Annotated in this window: 20 protein-coding genes; 6 read left to right on the forward strand and 14 right to left on the reverse strand. The window is 54.8% G+C overall.

Features of this window, described 5'->3' with window-relative positions; all coding sequences use genetic code 11:
- Positions 1-104 precede the first annotated feature (104 nt).
- Positions 105-863, reverse strand: coding sequence for a metallophosphoesterase family protein (locus DTL42_RS07300; protein WP_234824114.1), 759 nt, complete (start codon positions 861-863; stop codon positions 105-107).
- A gap of 54 nt (positions 864-917) precedes the next feature.
- Positions 918-2,066 (reverse strand): lactonase family protein, encoded by a 1,149-nt coding sequence (locus DTL42_RS07305; protein WP_158545274.1) that lies wholly within the window; start codon positions 2,064-2,066, stop codon positions 918-920.
- A 157-nt stretch (positions 2,067-2,223) separates the two neighbouring features.
- Between DTL42_RS07305 and DTL42_RS07310 the strand changes: the two genes are divergently transcribed.
- On the forward strand, positions 2,224-3,966 hold the full coding sequence (locus DTL42_RS07310; protein WP_114368065.1) for a cytochrome c peroxidase: 1,743 nt from the start codon (positions 2,224-2,226) through the stop codon (positions 3,964-3,966).
- Between the two features lie 41 nt (positions 3,967-4,007).
- On the opposite strand, the gene eat is transcribed toward DTL42_RS07310, so the two are convergent.
- The 3 genes from eat to DTL42_RS07325 are packed head-to-tail and all read right to left on the reverse strand — an operon-like array spanning position 4,008 to position 7,457.
- Entirely contained in the window at positions 4,008-5,354 is a 1,347-nt protein-coding gene (gene eat, locus DTL42_RS07315; protein WP_114368066.1) for an ethanolamine permease, read from the reverse strand.
- Positions 5,338-6,090, reverse strand: coding sequence for an ethanolamine ammonia-lyase subunit EutC (gene eutC / locus DTL42_RS07320; protein ID WP_114368067.1), 753 nt, complete (start codon positions 6,088-6,090; stop codon positions 5,338-5,340). Before eutC ends, eat begins: the two co-directional genes overlap by 17 nt.
- A complete protein-coding gene (locus tag DTL42_RS07325) occupies positions 6,087-7,457 on the reverse strand; it encodes an ethanolamine ammonia-lyase subunit EutB (protein ID WP_114368068.1) in 1,371 nt (456 codons plus the stop codon). Before DTL42_RS07325 ends, eutC begins: the two co-directional genes overlap by 4 nt.
- Before the next feature lie 616 nt (positions 7,458-8,073).
- On the opposite strand from DTL42_RS07325, the gene DTL42_RS07335 reads away from it, so the two are divergent.
- Together DTL42_RS07335 and DTL42_RS07340 are read left to right on the forward strand one after the other, a co-directional pair.
- A complete protein-coding gene (locus DTL42_RS07335) occupies positions 8,074-8,523 on the forward strand; it encodes a hypothetical protein (RefSeq protein WP_114368070.1) in 450 nt (149 codons plus the stop codon).
- A 45-nt stretch (positions 8,524-8,568) separates the two neighbouring features.
- Complete coding sequence (locus tag DTL42_RS07340; RefSeq protein ID WP_114368071.1) at positions 8,569-9,678, forward strand: DUF1559 domain-containing protein; 1,110 nt, start codon at positions 8,569-8,571, stop codon at positions 9,676-9,678.
- Positions 9,679-9,801: 123 nt separating this feature from the next.
- Here the strand turns inward: DTL42_RS07340 and DTL42_RS07345 are convergent, their stop codons facing one another.
- Positions 9,802-10,698 carry an alpha/beta hydrolase gene (locus DTL42_RS07345; protein ID WP_114368072.1) on the reverse strand — a complete coding sequence of 299 codons (897 nt, stop codon included), beginning with the start codon at positions 10,696-10,698 and terminating at the stop codon, positions 9,802-9,804.
- Between the two features lie 347 nt (positions 10,699-11,045).
- Between DTL42_RS07345 and DTL42_RS07350 the strand changes: the two genes are divergently transcribed.
- Complete coding sequence (locus tag DTL42_RS07350; protein WP_114368073.1) at positions 11,046-11,522, forward strand: hypothetical protein; 477 nt, start codon at positions 11,046-11,048, stop codon at positions 11,520-11,522.
- 41 nt (positions 11,523-11,563) lie between these two features.
- Here the strand turns inward: DTL42_RS07350 and DTL42_RS07355 are convergent, their stop codons facing one another.
- Together DTL42_RS07355 and DTL42_RS07360 are read right to left on the reverse strand one after the other, a co-directional pair.
- Positions 11,564-12,418 carry a thermonuclease family protein gene (locus DTL42_RS07355; RefSeq protein WP_114368074.1) on the reverse strand — a complete coding sequence of 285 codons (855 nt, stop codon included), beginning with the start codon at positions 12,416-12,418 and terminating at the stop codon, positions 11,564-11,566.
- An 80-nt stretch (positions 12,419-12,498) separates the two neighbouring features.
- Positions 12,499-13,671 (reverse strand): serine hydrolase domain-containing protein, encoded by a 1,173-nt coding sequence (locus DTL42_RS07360; RefSeq protein ID WP_114368075.1) that lies wholly within the window; start codon positions 13,669-13,671, stop codon positions 12,499-12,501.
- A gap of 216 nt (positions 13,672-13,887) precedes the next feature.
- Here DTL42_RS07360 and DTL42_RS07365 point away from each other — a divergent pair, with 216 nt between their 5' ends.
- Both DTL42_RS07365 and DTL42_RS07370 read left to right on the forward strand, forming a co-directional pair.
- A complete protein-coding gene (locus DTL42_RS07365; RefSeq protein WP_114368076.1) occupies positions 13,888-14,322 on the forward strand; it encodes a hypothetical protein in 435 nt (144 codons plus the stop codon).
- A gap of 230 nt (positions 14,323-14,552) precedes the next feature.
- The gene (locus DTL42_RS07370; protein WP_114368077.1) at positions 14,553-15,485 is read left to right on the forward strand and encodes a DUF1559 domain-containing protein; all 933 of its coding nucleotides are present in this window, start codon (positions 14,553-14,555) and stop codon (positions 15,483-15,485) included.
- An 88-nt stretch (positions 15,486-15,573) separates the two neighbouring features.
- Here the strand turns inward: DTL42_RS07370 and DTL42_RS07375 are convergent, their stop codons facing one another.
- From DTL42_RS07375 to DTL42_RS25965, 6 genes are all read right to left on the reverse strand, one after another.
- Positions 15,574-16,305 (reverse strand): PaeR7I family type II restriction endonuclease, encoded by a 732-nt coding sequence (locus DTL42_RS07375; protein WP_114368078.1) that lies wholly within the window; start codon positions 16,303-16,305, stop codon positions 15,574-15,576.
- A complete protein-coding gene (locus DTL42_RS07380) occupies positions 16,302-17,981 on the reverse strand; it encodes an Eco57I restriction-modification methylase domain-containing protein (RefSeq protein ID WP_234824115.1) in 1,680 nt (559 codons plus the stop codon). The genes DTL42_RS07375 and DTL42_RS07380 overlap by 4 nt, the downstream gene beginning before the upstream one ends.
- 195 nt (positions 17,982-18,176) lie before the next feature.
- Positions 18,177-18,374, reverse strand: a complete 198-nt coding sequence (locus DTL42_RS07385; RefSeq protein WP_114368080.1) for a hypothetical protein — start codon at positions 18,372-18,374, stop codon at positions 18,177-18,179.
- Positions 18,375-18,502: 128 nt separating this feature from the next.
- The gene (locus tag DTL42_RS07390; RefSeq protein ID WP_114368081.1) at positions 18,503-18,847 is read right to left on the reverse strand and encodes a DUF3307 domain-containing protein; all 345 of its coding nucleotides are present in this window, start codon (positions 18,845-18,847) and stop codon (positions 18,503-18,505) included.
- A 21-nt stretch (positions 18,848-18,868) separates the two neighbouring features.
- Positions 18,869-19,189 (reverse strand): hypothetical protein, encoded by a 321-nt coding sequence (locus DTL42_RS07395; protein ID WP_114368082.1) that lies wholly within the window; start codon positions 19,187-19,189, stop codon positions 18,869-18,871.
- A 429-nt stretch (positions 19,190-19,618) separates the two neighbouring features.
- Entirely contained in the window at positions 19,619-19,867 is a 249-nt protein-coding gene (locus DTL42_RS25965) for a hypothetical protein (protein WP_147274192.1), read from the reverse strand.
- Positions 19,868-19,931: the final 64 nt, after the last annotated feature.

Raw genomic sequence — 19,931 nt, forward strand, 5'->3', positions numbered from 1 at the left:
GAGGATTGCCAAATAGGGTCAAGGGCAAGAGAAACGACCTTGCCCGCTTTGGACCCGCAAGCGCGTTTTGGATCGTGATATCACCCTTCTGAAGCCGCTAGCAACTACGCTAGCAGCCCGGTTCGCCGCTCTGCTTTTTCGTTGGCCTGCCAAAACTGGCCACTGGCGACATCCAAACAAGTCAACCAACCGTCCCCGTAAATCCAGGTATCAATACAGATAGAATGCCCCACGTTGAGCGGCCAGCCCGACTTCTGCGAAGAGTGCCCGCAGATCACCGTCTTGCCGGAACAGTGCGGGCCGTTGTTGGCAAAGCGTTCCCAAAAGAGGACCGAATCGGACTGATCTGCCAGCGACAAACTAGGCCAGGCGTTGGCATGCACAAAGATATGGGTGTCGGTCTCGTGGTAACGCCGACACGTTTCATCCAGAAACAACCAATGCGATTCCGGAATGCGGGCCATGTGCTCTGGCAGAAACTCTTCTTCCGGCGGACCGTACGAAAGCAGCGTTTCTTCACCCCCATACATCGCCCAAGTGTGAAAGGCCATCTCGTCATGGCGACCTTCCTGCATCATGATCTCGTGGTTACCGCGCAAGCAGACCACGCTGTGCTGCTTCTGCAAAGCCAGAATCCGTTCGATCACTCCCTGGGAATCGGGACCACGATCGACGTAGTCCCCCAACGTGACGATTTGGTCTTCTACCGCCGGGTCCACAAATTCCAGCAAGGTATCCAGGGCGGTGAGGCATCCATGAATGTCACCGATAGCCAGCGTTCGCAAAGTAGTCCTCAACTTTTCAATCAGGAAATAACCAGCACAAACCTTCGCCCGTCCCGTAGGGTACGCTATGCGCACCACGGATACATCACCGGTTCCAAACGAGCCATTGGTCCGCACAGCGGACCCTACGGGCTAATCGAAGCGAAAATCGATACAGCACGGATCGGGAACGTCGATCTGATGTCCGTTGGACTTCAACGTGCCGTTCTCTTGATTGATTTCGTAGACCACGATATTGCCCGAATTTTGGTTGGCGATCAGCAGGTGCTTGCCTTGGGGGGCAATCTGAAAACTGCGTGGGGTTTCGCCCATCGAACTCACGTGCTCGACAAAGGTAAGTTTGCCCGTTTCCTGATCGACGTCAAACACGGCAACGCTATTATGACCTCGATTCGAGCAGTAAAGCCACTTGCCGTTGGGGTGCAGAAAGATCTCAGCGGTCGTGTTGCTACCGTCGAAATCTTCCGGCAACGTCGACAACTTCTGCACGTGCTTGCTGTTGCCGGTCTGCGGATCGAACTCAAACACGTCGACCGTCGAGGCCATTTCGTTCAGCACATAGATCTTGTCGCCCGCTTGGTTGGTGGCCAAGTGCCGCGGCCCTGAGCCAGGCTTGATCTCGATGAACGCTGGGTCGTGTGGCTTGAGTTCCCCCTCGTCGGTCACGTCATAGATCATCACCTTGTCGACACCCAGATCAACACCCAACGCCAATTTAGTGCCTGGCACCAAATACATGCCATGGGCATGTGGCCCTTGCTGGCGGCTTTTGTCGATACTGGAACCAACCTGCTGCATCACGCTTGCCGCTGGCTTTAGCTTGCCGTCCTCGGTCACTGGCAACGAGGCAAACGAACCACCCCCGTAGTTGGCCACCAAGACGGTCTTCTCGTCGGGGCCCAGCAGAATGTGGCAAGGACCGCGTCCCCCAGAAGCTTCCTGGTTGAGCAGCTTCAGCGTGCCGTCTTCGTTAATCGCGAAAGCTGAAACGGCTCCGGACGCTTTGTCTTTGAAGTTCGAGACCTCACCCACGGCATACAAATGGGTGTGATCCCCGTTAATGGTCAGAAACGAAGGGTTATCCAGTTCGGCGGCCAGGACCGGTTGAGAGAGCGAACCATCTTCCAAGTTCAAGGAACTTAGATAGATGCCTTGGCTGTCCCCTTTGGTGTAAGTGCCGATGTAAAAGGGCTGGCTGCTATCTTGGGCATTGGCCAACGAACCTAGCGGCAGCAAGCTGCAGAGGGCCAAGGCCGAAAGAACAAGTTTAGACGAGATCATCGTGGGTGCTCCAGGTCTGGGGGTAATCCCTCTATCGTAATCTCGCTTGTCCTTCTTTTCATCTCCCCTGTTTCGCCCGATTTGGCTTGTCCGAAGTGAGCCACTATGGGAAAATCGTAAGAATCCCACCTTCGTCGCCATCCCCCTGAATTGTCATATGACCCGAACGCTTCTTGCTACGCTGTGCTGTCTGCTTGCCAATCTAGCGCAAGGTGCCGCGCCAGAACGTATCGATCCGAATCAGCCTGCCTACCGCCAACCGGAAGACATGGTGCTGACCCCCGATGGCCACTATTTGTTGACGGCCAACCGAGGGAGTGGCACCCTAACCATCGTCGACCGCCTGCAGCAGCGCGTTGTGGCCGAGTGGAAGGTCAGCCGAAGTCTGGTTCATTTAACCCTGCTTTCTGGCGACCGGCTGCTAGCGATCGATCCGGTCCAGCAAGAAGCGATTCTCCTGCACTTGATCGATAGCCAACTAACGGAACTGGGGCGAGTGCCGCTGCCTTACTCGCCGGTTCGCGCGGCTGTCTCTCCTGCTGGCTCCCAAATTGTGGTGAGCTGTGTCTGGCCGCGCAAGCTTGTCTTGTTGAAACTCGACGACGAGCAGCTTTCCGTTGAAAAAGAATTGATCTTGCCCTTCTCGCCGCGTGAAGTCTTGTTTGAACCAACCGGTCAAACGTTGCTGGCCGCTGACAACTTCGGCGGCAAACTGGGCTTGGTCGACATGGCCTCGTTCACGCTGCGGCATGTCCGCGAGTTCCCGGCGCACAATATTCGGGCGATGGTTCTTTCTCAGGATCAGACCAAGCTTTTGTTCGCCCATCAAATGCTCAACAGCCTGGCCGTAACCAATAGCAACGATATCCACTGGGGCCTGGTGATGAGCAACGACCTGCGGTGGGTAGACCTAGCGCGGGTGTTGAACCCGGAAGAAGATTTTTACAGAGAAGGGTTCATGCACCCAATTGGTCAGCCAGGCAAGGGGGGCGGAGACCCAACCGACATTGCCGTGATCGACGCCGACCAGGCCATCGTTACGATGGGCGGCACCGGCCAAGTGGGCATCGGCAAACACGAGTCGTACGGGCTGTTCCGCTCTACCGTCGGCGAGCATCCCACCGCCGTGGTCGTTTCGCCCGAGAAAGATATCGCCTACGTCGCCAATGGTTTTGAAGATTCGATTTCGACGGTCAACCTAAAGACCGCCAAAACGAGCGGCAAGTTTCCCCTGGGCGTGCAGCGCGAGCTGACAGAACGGGAACGTGGCGAGAAGCTGTTTCACAATGCTCGGCTGTCGATGGAAGGGTGGATGTCGTGTCATAGCTGCCATACCGACGGCCACACCAATGGCCTGGCCAGCGACAACCTGAGCGATCGTTCCTACGGCGCGCCAAAACGGATTCTCTCGCTGCTGGGCAAGGCCGACACGGCGCCCTTCGGCTGGCTGGGCGTGTCCGATACGCTGAAAGCTCAGGCCCACAAGTCGGTCGAACTGACGATGCACGGCGGAAAACTGGCGGACGAAGACGCTCAGGCATTGGCGACCTACATGGCCAGCTTGCCCTTGCCCCCTCCGATCGACCAGTTGCAAGCGACCCGCGATCAGGCCGCGGTCGAGCACGGCCGACAGATCTTCCTGCGCCAGAACTGCATCAAATGCCACGCCCCACCCAAGTACACCGCGCCAGAACTGTACGACGTGGGCATGGAAGACAAAGAACGCAACCGCGCGTTCAACCCACCATCACTTCGCGGGATCGGCCATCGCGATACTTACTTCCACGATGCCAGCGTCACTTCGCTACGTGATGTCTTCGAGGTTCACGGACACCAGTTGCAGACCGAACTCAGCCAGCAACAACTCGACGATCTGCTCCACTTTCTACGCAGCTTGTAGCCGAGCCAGCAGCAGACGCTGCCCTGGGGCAGGCGGCTGGCTTATTCGCTCTCGGTGGCGAGCTGAACCTCTTTCGCACGGAGGCTCTGATATTTCAGGAAACCGACATACCCGACCGCCACGATCACCACATAGATCAGGCAAAGCTCCCAGTTGTAGACGCTGAGTGCGATCAGCGAGATCATGGCAATCACCAACGCGACCGCCGGAAAGATGGGATAGAAGGGCACCTTGAAAGGACGCTCGAGGTCGGCGTGGTTCTTACGCAGGGCGAAGAAGGCGATCATCGACACCACGTACAACGTCAGGGCCCCAAAGCAGGCAATCGTGATAATCTCGGTTGTCTTGCCGGTTAACAGGGCGACAATCCCTATTCCCGTGTTCACCAGCAATGCGTTTACGGGTGTCTTGGTACGGGGATGCACCACGCCGACAAACGGCGTGACGTAATGCTCGCGTCCTAGTTCCAAGGTGGAACGGCTAGCGGCCAGGATGATACCGTGGAACGAAGCAATCAATCCAAACAAGCCGATCGTGATCAGCAGGTGATACAAGACGCTCCCTTCCCCCACGATATGTCCCAAGGCCAACGGCAACGGTGAATCAGACGGCTCGGCCCCAGGACTGGGATAGACGATCGCTTCCCAACCAGCCACGCCGACCGCCGAGGTGAAGACAAGCAGGCAAAGCACCACCAGCGTGGTGATCGCCGAGCCAAAACCCCACAACACATCGCGTTGCGGGTTCTTGGCTTCCTCGGCCACATTCGCCACGCCTTCGATCGCCAGGAAAAACCAGATTGCAAATGGGATCGCGCGGAATGCCCCTTCCCAGCCGTTGGGCAAGGCGTTGATAGTCAGATTCTCTAATTTGAATGCCGAATAGCTTACCCCGGCGAACAGCAGCAATTCGAGCACGGCCAGCACGGTGACGAACAACTCGAAGTAAGCCGCCGAACGCACCCCCACGATGTTCAGCCCGGTGAAGATCACATAGGCCCCAATGGCAATCACAGTCACGTTCAACTGCGGAAAGAACGCGTTGAGATAGGCACCAATCGCAAAGGCAATCGCCGGTGGGGCGAAGACGAACTCGATGCTTTGGGCGATCCCGGCCAGGTATCCCCAATGCTTCCCCAGCCCCAAGCGGGCATAGTCGAACGCCCCGCCAGCTTTGGGAATGGCACAGGCCATCTCCGTATAACTGAACGTAAAGGTGACATACATAATGATGATAAAGAAAGTCGCCACGGCCAAGCCGAGCGTTCCTCCTTCGGCCAGGCCCAAGTTCCAGCCAAAGTACATGCCAGAGATCACGTAGCCGACGCCGAGCCCCCACAGCATCAACGGGCCAAGTGTTTTCTTCAGTTCGCTATTGGGTTCGGTCATCAAGTCGTTCGTCGATAAATAGGTCTTTTAAGGAAACGCCAGAGAGCTTGCGGCGGAGCGATTCTCCGATCAGAAAGCTCAACTTGTGGGCCGCGTGCTCGTGGGGCAAGCCTTCGCGGCGAATGTTAGAGATGCAGTTTCGTCGTTCGTCGGTATTTCCAGTGCGGGGCGCATAAGTAAGATAAACCCCCATACTGTAAGGAGACGTTAGCCCAGGCCGCTCGCCGATCAAAATGACCGAGAGCTGACTCCCCAGCAAATCACCAATCGAATCGCTTATGGCCACGCGTCCCTGACGCACGATAGAAATCGGTGCCAGGCGATAAGCCTGCAGCAGCGGAAGCAAGCACTTCAACAATGCAACCGCGTTCCGCTCGATAGCGATCGCGGAGAGACCATCGGCGATGATAAGGTTGATTTCGTATTGCTGCCTGGGTCGCGCACGCAGGCTGGCCTCCGAGGAATCACTTAGCAGCCGCCCTAAGTCAGGCCGCTGCACATACTGCTGCCGGTCGTGGGCTTGGCTGTCCAGCAGTATCACCTCCTGGCCGAGGTCTGCCAGTTCCGTTTGCAGCTTGTCGACATCCAGATCGGCCCAGACGGCATCGCTGGCCAAAGCATGATCGGTGCGAAAGTCCAGCATTTGCTTCGTGGTCAAGCTGCTGCCGGTGCGTCCCATACCGATGCGGGCCTGGGTAAACACCCGGTATTTTTCCCAGATGTCGTTTTGGTTCATAGGATCATCAACCGATGCCGTGCTGCTGCGGGAAGAAGCTTGCCGTCGTCGCCAATCAGGTGCATGCCCTGTAGCCAGGCTTCGAACTCAGGGGCGTGCTGCAGCCCCAACAGTTCGCGAAGGTAAAGCTGATCGTGATACGAGGTACTTTGATAATGCAGCATGACATCGTCTGCCCCTGGCACCCCCATCACAAAGTTGCAGCCCGCCATGCCCAGCAGCGACAGTAGATTGTCCATGTCGTCTTGGTCGACGTTGGCGTGGTTCGTATAGCAAACATCACACCCCATCGGCAGCCCCATCAGTTTGCCGCAGAAGTGGTCTTCCAGACCAGCTCGGATGATCTGCTTGCCGTCGTAAAGGTATTCTGGCCCAATGAAACCGACCACCGAGTTGACCAGCAGCGGCTGATACTTCCGCGCCACGGCATAGGCCCTGACCTCGCAGGTCTGCTGATCGACCCCGTGATGCGCGTTGGCCGAATGAGCGCTGCCCTGGCCGGTTTCAAAATACATGCAGTTCTGCCCGACGCTGCCACGTCCCAGTTCCAGCCCGGCCTGGTACGCTTCGTCCAGCATGGCCAGCGTGACGCCGAAACTATCGTTGGTGGCCTCGGTGCCGCCGATCGATTGGAAGATCAAATCAACCGGGGCGCCAGCTTCGATCAGCTCGATGGTGGTGGTCACGTGCGTCAAAACACACGTTTGGGTAGGGATCTCGAAACGCACACGCAGTTCGTCGAGCATCTCCAAAAGGTTCCGCGCGATACGGGGATCGTCCGAGGCGGGATTAATGCCGATGACCGCATCCCCCACCCCGTACAATAGGCCATCGATCGTGCTGGCCAAAATGCCTTTCGGGTCGTCGGTCGGGTGATTCGGCTGCAGCCGTGTCGAGAAGTGCCCGGCCAGCCCCAAGGTATCGCGAAAGCGCGAAACAACGCGGATCTTGGCGGCGGCCAGGATTAGGTCTTGGTTCGACATCAACTTGCTGACCGCTGCGACCATCTCTGGCAAGAGACCAGGGCGAATGCGTGCGATCGCTTCGTTGTCGGTCTCGTACGACAACAACCAGTCGCGAAACTCTCCGACCGTCAACTGGCTGATCTCGGCAAACGCTGCGACCTCGTGCTGATCGACCGACAACCGTGTGACCGAGTCCAACTCGTACGGAATGACCAGTTCCTGCAGAAATTGAGCCAAGGGGACATCGGCCAACACATGCCGAGCGGCCATTCGCTGCTTGTTGTTCTCGGCAGCCAAGCCAGCCAGTCGATCGCCGGAACGCTCGGGCGTTGCCTTGGCAAGAACGTCTTTAAGATCGGGAAACGTGTACGAAACGGTCCCAATACGATGCTGATACTTCATGATCCCACGATAAAGAGGCTGGCGAATGTCGCCTTATCGTACCCCATCGCTTCACGCGAATGCACTAACACAATGCGCAAAGTTCTAGGATTCTTACTGCCGGCCCCAACAGCCGTATCTGGCTGCCGGTTGGTTTGCACGCCTCGCCAGCAAGCCAGCACTTGATGAAGAAACCGTTCAGACCTCAAACGAGCTTTCCCCTGCTGTCGTTGGTTAACACTCGCTTCATGAAACGTGCTAAGGCTCTTTGCCGAGACGTTAAAAGCCCTCTATCGTTGCCTCGTTTTCCCTGCCGGTTGGCAGAGCATTTATCTACCAAATCGCTAGATTTTACGGCTGCTAAGTTTCCGCGAGACGCACGTTAACAATCGCTTCAGACGCCGTGCATAACATCAAATCTATTGCGTGTATTGTCACTACTGGCCTGAGCTGATCTGGCTATTCTGAAACGGCATTAACACGGCGGTCTTTCACGCCTGCTTGCAGTTGCTGGCAGGAGTGCCTGGTTTCGAGCTCTTGGAAACCCGCAGGGCGAATCGATCGCCGCAGGTGATTTGTGTCGTTTATCTCGGTCCACGATTGGCTTGGCCCAGTGCCAAGCCGAAGAGGAGAACCCATGGTGGGAAGGCTTTGTGTCTTGCTCGGTTTTTTGAGTCTGCTGGTTGGCTGCGGCGATCCGGCGCTGCATCCGATTACGGGCAAGGTTTCGCTCGATGGCAAAACCTACGAGCGGTTGCTGGTCTATTTTCATCCGCTGGATCGCAATCCAGATCAGTTCTCGATTGGCGTGGGCGAGACCGACAAAGATGGCGTGCTGCTGCTGCGAACTACTGCTGGGCCTGGCATCGCCGCCGGCACCTACCGCGTAACGTTCTCTTGCATTCAAGCAATACGCGGCGGCAAAACGGTCACACTCGGGGCCGCTTCGGAAAAAGCGGATGATGACCGCAGCCTCGTTACCAAAGATATCGTTCCGACTCCTTATGGCTCGAAGACGAACAGCCCGGTCGAGTTTGTCGTGAAGTCAGGCGAGAACGTTTTTGAGTTCGACATTCCTAGCAAATAGTCGTTTCATTTTACATCTTACGTCTCCTACAAAGGGAAAGCTCTCATGTCGATTTCCAGCACGAAACGAGGCGCGTTCACCCTCGTCGAGCTATTGGTCGTGATCGCGATCATTGGTGTCTTGATTTCTTTGCTCTTGCCGGCAGTGCAACAAGCTCGCGAAGCCGCGCGGCGAATGCAATGCAGCAACAACTTGAAGCAACACGGCTTGGCCGTACATAACTTTGCTTCGACCTATAAAGACCAACTGCCGATGCTCGGTGAAGCCCAAGAAGGGGGCCATTGGACGGCTTTCATCCTGCCGTACATGGAACAAGCCAACATGTACGAAGCGCTCACCTTCGGTTCGACCAACTGGGCCGCAGGGACCGCGATGAGCAATCCTTCGATCACCTCGGCCAACGCAGCCGAACGGCAAATTGCTGCTTGTCAAACCAAGCTCGAAGCGATGACCTGTCCTTCGTCCACCGTCACCATGCCGATTTACGATGCTTCTGTCTATTCGCCACCTTGGTTTGTGGCCGCTCGGCAGCCAGCGAACTATCTGGGTGTGGTCACCGGCATTCAGCCGAACGACTGGAAACCGAGTGCAGGCTGGGGTCGATCAGGCATCGGCTCGTGGACCGACGCCAGCGGCAACTCGCACCCGACCAAGGGGCATTATGAACTCGACGGCGTGTTCATCACGCGTCCTTCTAAGACATCCCGCATTGCTCAAGGGGGCATGGGGGGCGCTTGCCGGATGGCCGACATCACCGATGGGACTTCCAATACGCTGATGATTGGCGAAGCCGAACCAGACCCACAGTTGCAAACCCTGGCTTCGGTATCGGAAAACGCCAACACCGGGCGCAAAGACCACTGGGCCATCGGTGGCGACGACTTCGACAACTGGGAAGGAACGGACTGGTCGGAAATGGGTGGCTCGACCGGCGTGCGGATTAACTACCCTCGTCCCCAAGGTTCGCCCAACGATGCCTCCGATAGCGATCCAAACTGGGCAGCGTACGAAGTCAGCTTCAGCAGCCGTCACCCAGGCGGATGCAATTTCGTTTCGGCAGATGGCTCGGTCCGCTTCATTACAGAAACCATCAACGCTTCGATCTACAGCGCCCTTGGGACCCGCAGCAACGGAGAAGTCGTGACGACCCAGTAGTCGCCAGCATTAGCGAACCTTCGCATCCACTATAAGGACGCCTTTCTTTGCGAGAGGCGTCCTTTGTACGTGATGAACCCTGCCAAATTTTCGCCCCGCACGATCATCAATCGGCGGTCAGCTTCACTGTTCCTTCTTTGGCTCAACCAAGATCTCTTTCAACAGCCAATCGCCGGCCAGTTTCGGCCACTGGGTAACACGCTGCTCGGTGGGGCGCAGGCCGTAGCCGTGGCCACCTTGCGGGAAGATATGCAGTTCCGCCGGAACATCGTGTTGCTTGAGACCTAAGTAGTAGGCCGCACTACCGGTCGCAGAGACGCGGTCGTCGCTGGCATGAACCAAGAAGGTCGGGGGCGTGTTTTCGTCAACGCTGGTTTGCGGTGTCAACTCGGCTGGTTGCCCCTCTGGGTTCAAGTAAGCAGGATAGATCAGCAGGGCGAAGTTCGGGCGAGGATCAAGCTGATCAACCGCATCGACTTCTTCGTAGGTGTTCTCTGTGGCGTTCGACGTAACGGCAGCCAGATTGCCTCCGGCCGAGAAACCGAGGATGCCAATTTTGTCAGGGTCGATCTTCCAATCGGTCGCATGCGCCCGAACCAGACGAATGGCGCGTTGGGCATCTTTCAGCGGATTCTCATGCGGTTCGCCTTCTTTCGCCCGAGGCACACGATAGTGCAAAATCACCCCAGTGATACCAATCTCGTTGAGCCAGGTCGCGACTTCGGTTCCTTCTAAATCGTACGCCAAGATGTGGTAGCCCCCGCCAGGACAAATTACGACGGCCGCTCCGGTGTCTTTGGCCGGGTCAGGCTTATAGACGGTCACGGTTGGTTTCGTTACCTTGGTCACCTTGCGACCAATTCGCTCGTCGATCACCTCTACAATTTCCTCTTTCTCACCTTTCCCCAGCCCCGGCACTTTGCCTTCCGGCCAAATCGCCTCGCTGATTGGTTCGGCAGCGGACAAGGAAGATACCATCAGCAACACAAAGAGGCAGCTCGATCGTAGCAGGGTGTTCATGGGGAAGATTCTCGACTGGAAGAGGTGTCAGAAAAAAAGTGGGGTAGGCACCAAACGTGGTTAGAATGGTATAAGCTTCTGAGCGTACCCTTCCGCTAAGCCGTTTGCAAACCTTCCTGAGGGGAACAAACACCAAAGGGCTTTGCTTTTAGGCACGCGGTTTGCAAAAGCCTTTTTCCCATCAGCCCCCACAAACTTCGCTCGATTGAAGGTTTGGTAAATTACTTTGCCATAATTGGTAAAGAACGTGATAATATACCCCGATAACCCTTGCGGAACGGGGACTGATTAAGCATTAATAGTATGCTGACACTTCCATTTACTTTCTGACTTTAGGAACCCTACCCATGGGTGGCAAAGCCGTTGCCGTCGTTTTGCTCGATGGCCAGTCGGCGGGCGGAACGTACCTTCTTCGTTGCATTACCGATGCTCTTGAAGGGGACACACTTCCCAACTTGACCTTACTTCCCACCACGCCCATCGAGGCCCTGCACGAGGCGCAAATCACTTCTCCGCATGGGGTTATGTTCCTTGGAACTTCGATAGCCCAGCGAGACACCGAAATTGGTCGATTGACCGATATCGATCTCTGGAATCCCCAAGAATATAAGCACGAGTTGTTGAATACTTGGCATCGCAAGCTGACCAAGGGGAAGAAGGAAAACACGATCCCAGCTAACGCGCGAGCTCTCTTCCTGCATCACGAAGAGCGAATCGAACCGGAGCAGTTGGAATCGGTTATCCTACCGATGGTTCGCCGCGTTGCGCTCTGGACACGATTCTGGAACAATCAGCAACATCGCAAAAAGGCTTCTGCCTCGTAATCCTTGGCGGTTGCTGCAATGGAAACGGCGTGGTGCGATCCTCACCCGCCGCAGATGCTGCATGGTTTGCCCTCTTCGGCGTTGCAATACTTCCCCCGCTTCGTCTTGCCAAAGTGTTTGCAAGACGCGTTGTGCCGCACACCGCTCGAGGTGTTAAGCCAGAATTTGGTGGGGGTCGTTGGCTCGGATGGATCTTTCTCAGCGGCCACTTCTTTCCGCCGCTTCTCATCTAAACGAAAACGCCACGGCTGTTGTGGCTCGTGATCTTGCCACAGCCCGACTTTTTTCTCCGCCGCTATGGCCTGCGTTTCGGCCAACTGCTTGTCGCCGCTGAAATGACGATAGTGCCAAGCCCATCCGTCGGTGATCATTTGCCGATTGACCCATTGCCCATCCAGGTAAACCTGGCCCAGAATTCTTCCATAACTATCGCTCTTCTCGTAAGTAACGAGCACCTGTTTGCCATAAACCAAACGGTTGAGCGATTGGCGACTTTTGTTACCGTAAGCCTGGCCACTTTCGGGCGCGTCGATTCCATCGAGGCGAATACGATGTTCGGTCTTCTTGTCGTCTAACACGACGATCGTGTCGCCATCGGCAACATAGATCACTTTGCCGCGCAATAGGTTAAGTGGATGGTCCGTTACCCATTGCCGATCCGCTACGGATAGCCGTGCCTGCGGAATAAGCACGATTTGCCCAGATTGTGGCAACAACGCGACCTGATCTTCTTCGAGGTACGCCAAGCGATATTTTGCGAGAATTTTATCTTCGTGGTCGTGCCACTCGCGCAGCAAATCGACCAGCGGTGGATCTGGCTGGGCTTGGGCCAGGGTGAAAGAGAGTGGCAGCAGTGCCAGCACGAGCCCACAAACAAACGCAATCGTTCGATTCATCAAGAGAAACTATCTTGCTCGACGCAGATACCGCGCACTTTGATCTGCGCCGAGCGAAGATAGCCTTTTCCATTATAGGTTTACTTGTTCAAAGCGGCAGCCGCTGCGTTTTGGAAATCCTTGCGCAGCTCGCTGGCATCGCTATTGGGGAAGTTCGATCGTTGCACGAGCAAGATATAGGCTCGCTTCTTTTCAGGGTCGCCCCAGCTTTGTGTGCCGAATGCTCCCCCATGACCGAAACTACCTTTGCTGAGCGACTCGGTAACACCTTGCGGCTCTTGCACCACGCAGTAACCTAGTCCCCAGCCGTTGCCCGGCGTGAAACCGGTAACGATGTCACCTGTTTGCAACTTGGTAAGTTCTTTCACCGAATCGCGGCTGAGGATCTTAGCATCGCCTAAGAAACCGCCGTTGAGCATCATGTTGTAAAATTTCGACAAGTCGCGAGCTGTCGAATACAAACCGGCACTGGGGTTGGGGTACGGGTCGGTCTCGAAGTTACCGATCCAGCTATCCGCTTCGGTCAACTCGCCTGAGTCCTTGTCTTTTGCGTACAAGGTTGCAATCCGAGATTTTTGCTTTTCGTTGGGGTGAAAGGTGGTCGCGTTCATCTTTAAAGGGTCCAAGATACGCTCTTGCAGGAACTCGCCGTAGGGCTTGCCGGAGGCAACTTCGATCACGCGGCCAACCACATTAAGCCCAGGGCTATATTCCCACTTGGTACCTGGCTCGTAGCGCAGTGGTCGCTGAGCAATTTCCTTGGCGGTGCTTTCAAGCGAACCAACCACCCGTTGGCTTCCACCGAGACCAGCGGTGTGCGTCAGGCACTGGCGAACCGTGATTGGCTTATCGAGCAGTTTGCCATCGAGTTTCACCTCGGCGAACTCCGGGATGTACTTCGAGACGGGATCGTCCAGGCCAACTTTGCCTTCTTCGACCAAGGTCATTAGGGCCGTTGCGGTGATCGGCTTGGTCATTGAAGCAATCGCGAACATTGCCCCAGGTCGCATCGGTTTGTCTGCTTTCAAGTTCGCCTTGCCGAGCCCGCTGAGGTGAACGACCTTGCCATCTTCGATCACCAAGGTAACGGCGCCAGCGACATCGTTGTCGTTGATATGCTTGGCAACCGCTTCGTTTACGCTTTCGATCGCCGGCGGCTTGCGTCGTTTTTCCTGCGCCAATGCTGGGCAGGCCACTGCCAAGCACAACAATACGGTCAGAACACGGCTAAGTGTCCAAGGAGAAGCAAGCATCGCAATCATCCTACTTACGAAACATGTTTTGGAGGGGAAAGCCGCAGCCTACCGCAATCCATCGCTCTGTCAAGCTTCTCGTTCCCCCCTCTTCCTGGCCAGTATCCGCCGCAAATTCAGGATAAAGTGCGGCTAATTCCATTGAGTCAAGCGAGCTATTCTGCCTAGAATAGCTGATGGATCGTGTTTGATCCTCAACCTCTATCTATGGTGCCCATGCGACGCATTGGTAGTTACGCTCTGATTACCACCTATTTGGTGGTGCAGCTGTTCGGCCAGGCCATACATGCCTGGAGCGGCTGCGAACATGCGCACCTGCCAGGGCTGATGGCGTCGCACGCCACGCTTGCTCACCATGGTGCCTGTGGCCAGGCCGATGACCATGGTCATCGTCATCTTCAAGTTGCCGACACGCATTGCAACTTAGCCCAGCCCGGCCAAGACCCTGGTTGGAATGCTGGTCATCAGCACCGTCTGACGATCGACGGCTGTTTGCTTTGCCAGCACTTGACACTGGGCCAGATCGCTCCGACGACGACCCACCTTGTCGACGCATCAATCCCTCTCGAATCGCTTGTTCTCCAATCGTCGCGTCCAACTCTTAACCGATGGCTTGGACCGAATTCTCCCCGGGCTCCTCCGGTAGCGTAACTTGAAACGAGCGCACTGCGGCGCTGTTTGTCCGTTTGTCCCGCTAGGGAAGACGGTTTCAATCTGGCATGGGGCTAACCAATTGGCTGTCCCCTAAGCCTAAGTTTCCTGAACGCTCAAGCTCTGCACCATTCGTGTCTGGGCTTCTGGTGTACCGAAGCTATCCCTACATTTAATATCGCCAACGTGCTTCGCGCGTTTGGCTGCCCATACGAAAGAGAATTCGCATAATGTCTTCGCGCAAAGGTTTTACACTCGTCGAGCTGTTGGTGGTGATTGCCATCATCGGCGTTTTGATTGCTCTTCTTCTTCCTGCGGTGCAACAAGCCCGTGAAGCGGCACGCCGGATTTCGTGCTTCAACAATTTGAAGCAGCTTGGTCTGGCAATGCACAACTATCACGACACATTTGGCTCGTTCCCCAGCGGCTATATCGCGACCAATACCGATCACAAAACGCCATTGGCCACCGGCAACCCTGGTTGGGGCTGGGCGTCGTTGATTTTGCCACAGATGGAACAGCGCAACTTGGCTGATTCGATCAACTTTCGTTTAAGCATCTTGGACCCTAGTAACCAAGCTGCCCGCACGACACTAATGCAAGCCTATTCCTGTCCGAGTGATCGCGCACCGGAGGTCTTTCATATTCACGACGAAAGTGAGAACGAGCTAACCGAACTGGCTTCTGCAAATTACGTCGGCTGTTTCGGCACGACAGAAATCGACGTCTGCGAAGGCTTGGCCTCAGGCCAGAAGTGCATGGGAACTGGCATGCTCGATCACAACGGTCGCTACGGCATGAAGGACGTAATCGACGGAACCAGCAACACGATGATGATCGGCGAACGGGCCTCGCCCCTTTACAGCGACCACGTCGAACTTAGCACCTGGGTTGGAGCCGTCAGTGGCGGAGAAGAAGCGGCTGTGCGAATCTTAGGGATTGCTGACCATCCGCCAAACAGCCAGTACCACCAACACAATGGCAGCAGCGGCGGTCACGAACACCAACACCTCGACGACTTCGGCAGCCGCCACCCCGCCGGCACCAACTTTGTCTTCGCCGACGGTTCGGTTCATCTCATCACCGAAACGATCGACGTCGCCGTCTACCAAGCCCTCGCCACCCGCGCCGGCGGCGAAATGGTTTCCGGCGATGCGTTCTAAATGCTGGCTCTGATGTTTCGCGACCATGCCCATGATGCTGTGGGCATGGTGGGGACATTGTAATTGATCTCGATCGTAAGGGTTGTCTCTAGCTTGCAATTTCAGCAACAACTCTTCCGGCTAACTGTGCGGCAAAAGTTCGCAAGCTAGTCATAGTGTCGATCTCCGAGTACGTGCCTTTGGCAGCATGTACCTTAGAACTCAACATGAATGCCGCAGCGTCGCAAAGCTTCTCTTGCATTAGCTTCTTACAAAGCAAATGGTAACGATCTGCATAGGATGCTCCTATAAACTCTTCCAAGACAGGAAAGTGAGGGGATCGATCATTAACAGGCCGACGGGATTTCGGACAATCTTCTAGCAACATCATCCAGCCAACAAATGGTTTCACTTGGTCGCCCAACGCTCCCTCTCGGTATGCTGTATCGAGATCAACTGCTGTACCGATGGCCTCTTCTGTCCTGTTGTTAAAGTTATTGCCAAACGACCCCACTTGGCTCTTAAATTCAACTGCCGCAATCAATCGCCCCGCATGTGTTACCAGCAAGTCCCACCTTTTCGTTGGACGATAGAAGCCTGGCAACGTTAGAAGAGAACTCGTCAGATGCAAACTGCTTTTTGGCAATCCATGTGATGTTACCACATCGCAAATCAGGCGGACGAAACCATCCATATTCTTGCCGGCAGTCACTTCAGCACGCGTCCCCTGATCGGAACGCCCGATGTCCTTCTGCCGATCGGCAGCCGATTGTCGTGCTTGCCAAAACAGTCGAACTGCCCTGCGAGTCTTTTTGTCGAAATCACCGAGATCGACACTCATGACACCCCCTCACGTGCATGAGACGCGAGAACTAATCGCTGTGGCTTTGTGAGGTCATACAGCTTAGAGACGAGGCTGATTCCATCCTCCCAAGCTCCTGCTTGGCCTGCTTCAATTAGCTCTTTCTGCAGGGGTGCAGCAATCGTCCTCCACATGGGTAAACGAATGCGTCGTAAGTGCTGAGCCTGAAATCGAAGATAGCCACCTCGCATCTTCGTTGAATAGTTCGCCACAAACAAATACGCAATCCCGGTGGAAAGCACTAACTTCAGCGCTTCAATGTCCCATTCTCCTGCGGTGATGAAATACAAATTGTGGTGTGGATAGAGCTGGCCACTTTCAGCGACAACATTGGCTGCCCCTTTGATATCTGGGATCAATAGTTTGGGCGTATGCGCTAGATCTGCCCGAATTCGATCGATCGTACGATACCAATTTGCCGGTGCTTTCTTGACAACATGCCTCTTACAAAGTTCTTCTCGTCGAGCATTCAGATAATTTCTTAGTTTAGGATACCTATCAAGTTCGACTAGCTTTCCTGAATCTGAAAATGGATTAACAACCCCCAGGCCTTGCCACTCAACTTGCCCCCCGGCAATATCTTTCGTGGTCGCTAAAGGGAGCTTACGGTCTTCTTCTACGTCAAGTTGATCGTAAGGTGCAATGAAAACACGATCTGCTCCCGTAGCCACACCAATCCCAACCTTACAACCGGTTTGTTCAATCGTCGGAAAATCATGCTCCAAATGACGCAGCAGTTTAGAGCTATCGCACTGCGTCATGATCCATGGTGAAGCCCCATCCGAGAGAGCTTCAACGGTAACCACTTCTTCGTCTTGGATCTTAGTACCGCTGCTCAATTTAGATGCGAGCATTTTTAAAGATGATTCGTCTCCACTGGCCCTAGAAACAATTTTCGTCGGACCTGGATTCGAGTTCCGGATAACGGTAATTGCTGGATAAGCAATCACGTCTGAGGAAAATGCATCAACACAATTCATGTCGACATAACTCTCAACATGAAACCCCTCGGCAACTTTTCTTCTTAAAGGGCCGCCATACCGATTCTTCGTCCACCGGTCTGCGCAGATGAATCCTAGCTTCCCTCCGTCTGCCAATAGGTCTAACGAGCGTTCGATGAACGGGACGTAGATATCGGCGCGGTCGTAAATCGTCTTGTAACGTGCCCGGTACTCACGCATCAGCGTTTGGGGAATGCGTTCAATCCGAACATAAGGTGGATTCCCAACAACAAAATCAAATTCACCTGGAATCCGTTCAAGCAGAAAGTCGCCTTGGACAAGCCAATGGTCAACCAGCTTAACAGCCACCCTTCGTATCAGCCCAAAGTCGTTAAGAAGTGCTAATACGGCTGCCCGGGTCTTTTCATAGGAATCTGGATGTAGTTCGATTGCCCAAATCGACATCTTAAGCGAATCCGGATCGCTAGTCCCCAATTGTTGCCAAGACGATAACAATCGTCGCAAGGCCGGCAAGAGAAAACTACCATGCCCAAAAGATGGCTCTAAAAATCGCTTTTCAAACAAGCGATGTTCTGCCTGATATCCTGCTAAATCGAGGATAAATTCCACAATCGCAGGTTTCGTAAAAACAGCGCCTCGTTCCTCGATTCCTGAAGTCGCAAGATTCTTGATCGACGCCTCAACATCGTCCATACCTGGGAGCATCGTTTGATGCAAAACGAGTTTACGAGGCATGATCGGGCCATTGTTCGGTCAACTTGTCACTTGAAAGCAGAATCTTTGCTGCATTTTAGCAAGCAAAAAGTGCGGTAGCCACCACTCAGAGAGGTTTACTTTCATGTGCGACCAGCAGGCTTCACGCCGCATAGTGTGAAGCTTGTGATGGTGTTAGTAATCGATGCCTTGCGAGGATTGGATCTGCTGGTCGTAGTCGTACCGCTTTTCCCGCATCGTTTCGCCGCCGCCGGAGTAGCCTCCTCCGAAAGCCCCGAACAGCAAGTCCGATACCGCGCAGCCAGTATTGGCGGTTAGAAGCAGCAGACCAACCAGTAGTAACACTCGTTGCGTTAGATTACCACGTTTCATTTCATGAACGCTCTGTTTGGGGTACCGAGTAAAGCGGAATCCTCATTCGCTATTTGCCAAGAAGGCGATGAATACCCAAAGAGGGGATCTGAAACAAGAGAAGTTAGGGGTGTGGCTTTCGCTAGCAATCAATCGGCATAGAAATAGTAGAACGTCACCCACAAGCAAACAAAGTGCAGGTACTGATCGAAGCCGACCGTGGCGAAGAAAGCGTGCATGTTTTGCCGCTTGTAGAAATAAGACGTGATGCGGCTGGTGATGAAATCGACCACGAAGTGAAGCACCCCGTTGGCCAGGGCAAACCCAATCCCCGGCGCGATTCCCAGCAGCGGCAAGCAGCAGATCCCCAAGACCGCCGTGTACGTTCCGACATGGGCCGAAAGCGCCCCCAGGTTCGAGCTCTTATTCTCGGCCATCCACCGACTTTGACAAAGAAAGTCGGCGACCCAGTGGATTAACATCACGTATAGCATCAAACTGCTTCGCAAGAGAATTCAAGGAGTGAATCCGAGCCTGGTTTCCTCCTCTTCAATAAACATCGGTCCACATGGAGATAGTGTGGAATAATCGACTTTAGGCTCAGCCAACATCGTTGTCTCTTGCAAGCGATTACCGGAAAGGCCGCAAAGTCGCTTAACCATGTTGGAAATCTGGTGATGGCTATAGACCATCTGAGGAGATCCCAATCCATACACGATCATTGGGACACCTCGTAGGTCCGGCAGGTTCTCGGCTGCCAGCAACTTTTGTGTCGGTAGGGCAGTCAGCGACCAGGCCAACACAATTGTGATCGTCAACAATCTTCGTGCCATCATCGTTCTCTCCCGTTGGGCCCCCAGAATTGCTTTCGCGGCAGGCTACCAAATGGGGAGACGGCGAGACAAGCGGAATTAATTTGCTCGGGGATGGGCATACGAGCGCAGCAAGCCGCACTGCGGGCAGCAGTACGAGGTAATCAATCGCGTTCCTTTGGGCTCGAACCAATAGAACTTGAGGCAAGTACCAAACGTTGCGTTTCCCGGGAACCAACGTGCCTGTTGAAGCTCGCCGTATCCTCTGTCCGGTATGAACCCCTTCACCATCGAGACGTCACAATCAGGGCATTTGATTACTTGTTCCATGAGTTTTCATCCTAGTAGGCTGTTAATTTCCTGCTTCGAGAGCGATTTCTTGAGCATGGGCAGAGGGCAACGCGTGAATCCGCAGGCATATCCAAGAGGTACGTCGAGAAATTCAACTGACTGCTAACCAATCTCGCCACCTGCGAAACCACATTCACACGGAAGGCGGATGGCCGAGTAGCGGACTTTGCCGCACGCTGCACATCGCCCGCAGCATTGGCAGATCTTCACTTGGCACTGCGGACACACTTGGTAGACTTCCGCCCGTAATCGGCCACAACCCAAGCAACGACCACAGCCGGCACAAACGGGATTGCGCGAATCGACCGTGGCGAGGCAGCCTGGGCATTCGATGAAATAGGGTTGCGACATAGTAGGTTGCTCTCTTGCTGCTCGCTTTCCGAATGGGAATCGCCTATTCTCAAGGGAATGATCC

The organism is Bremerella cremea (assembly GCF_003335505.1).
Lineage (GTDB): Bacteria > Planctomycetota > Planctomycetia > Pirellulales > Pirellulaceae > Bremerella > Bremerella cremea_A.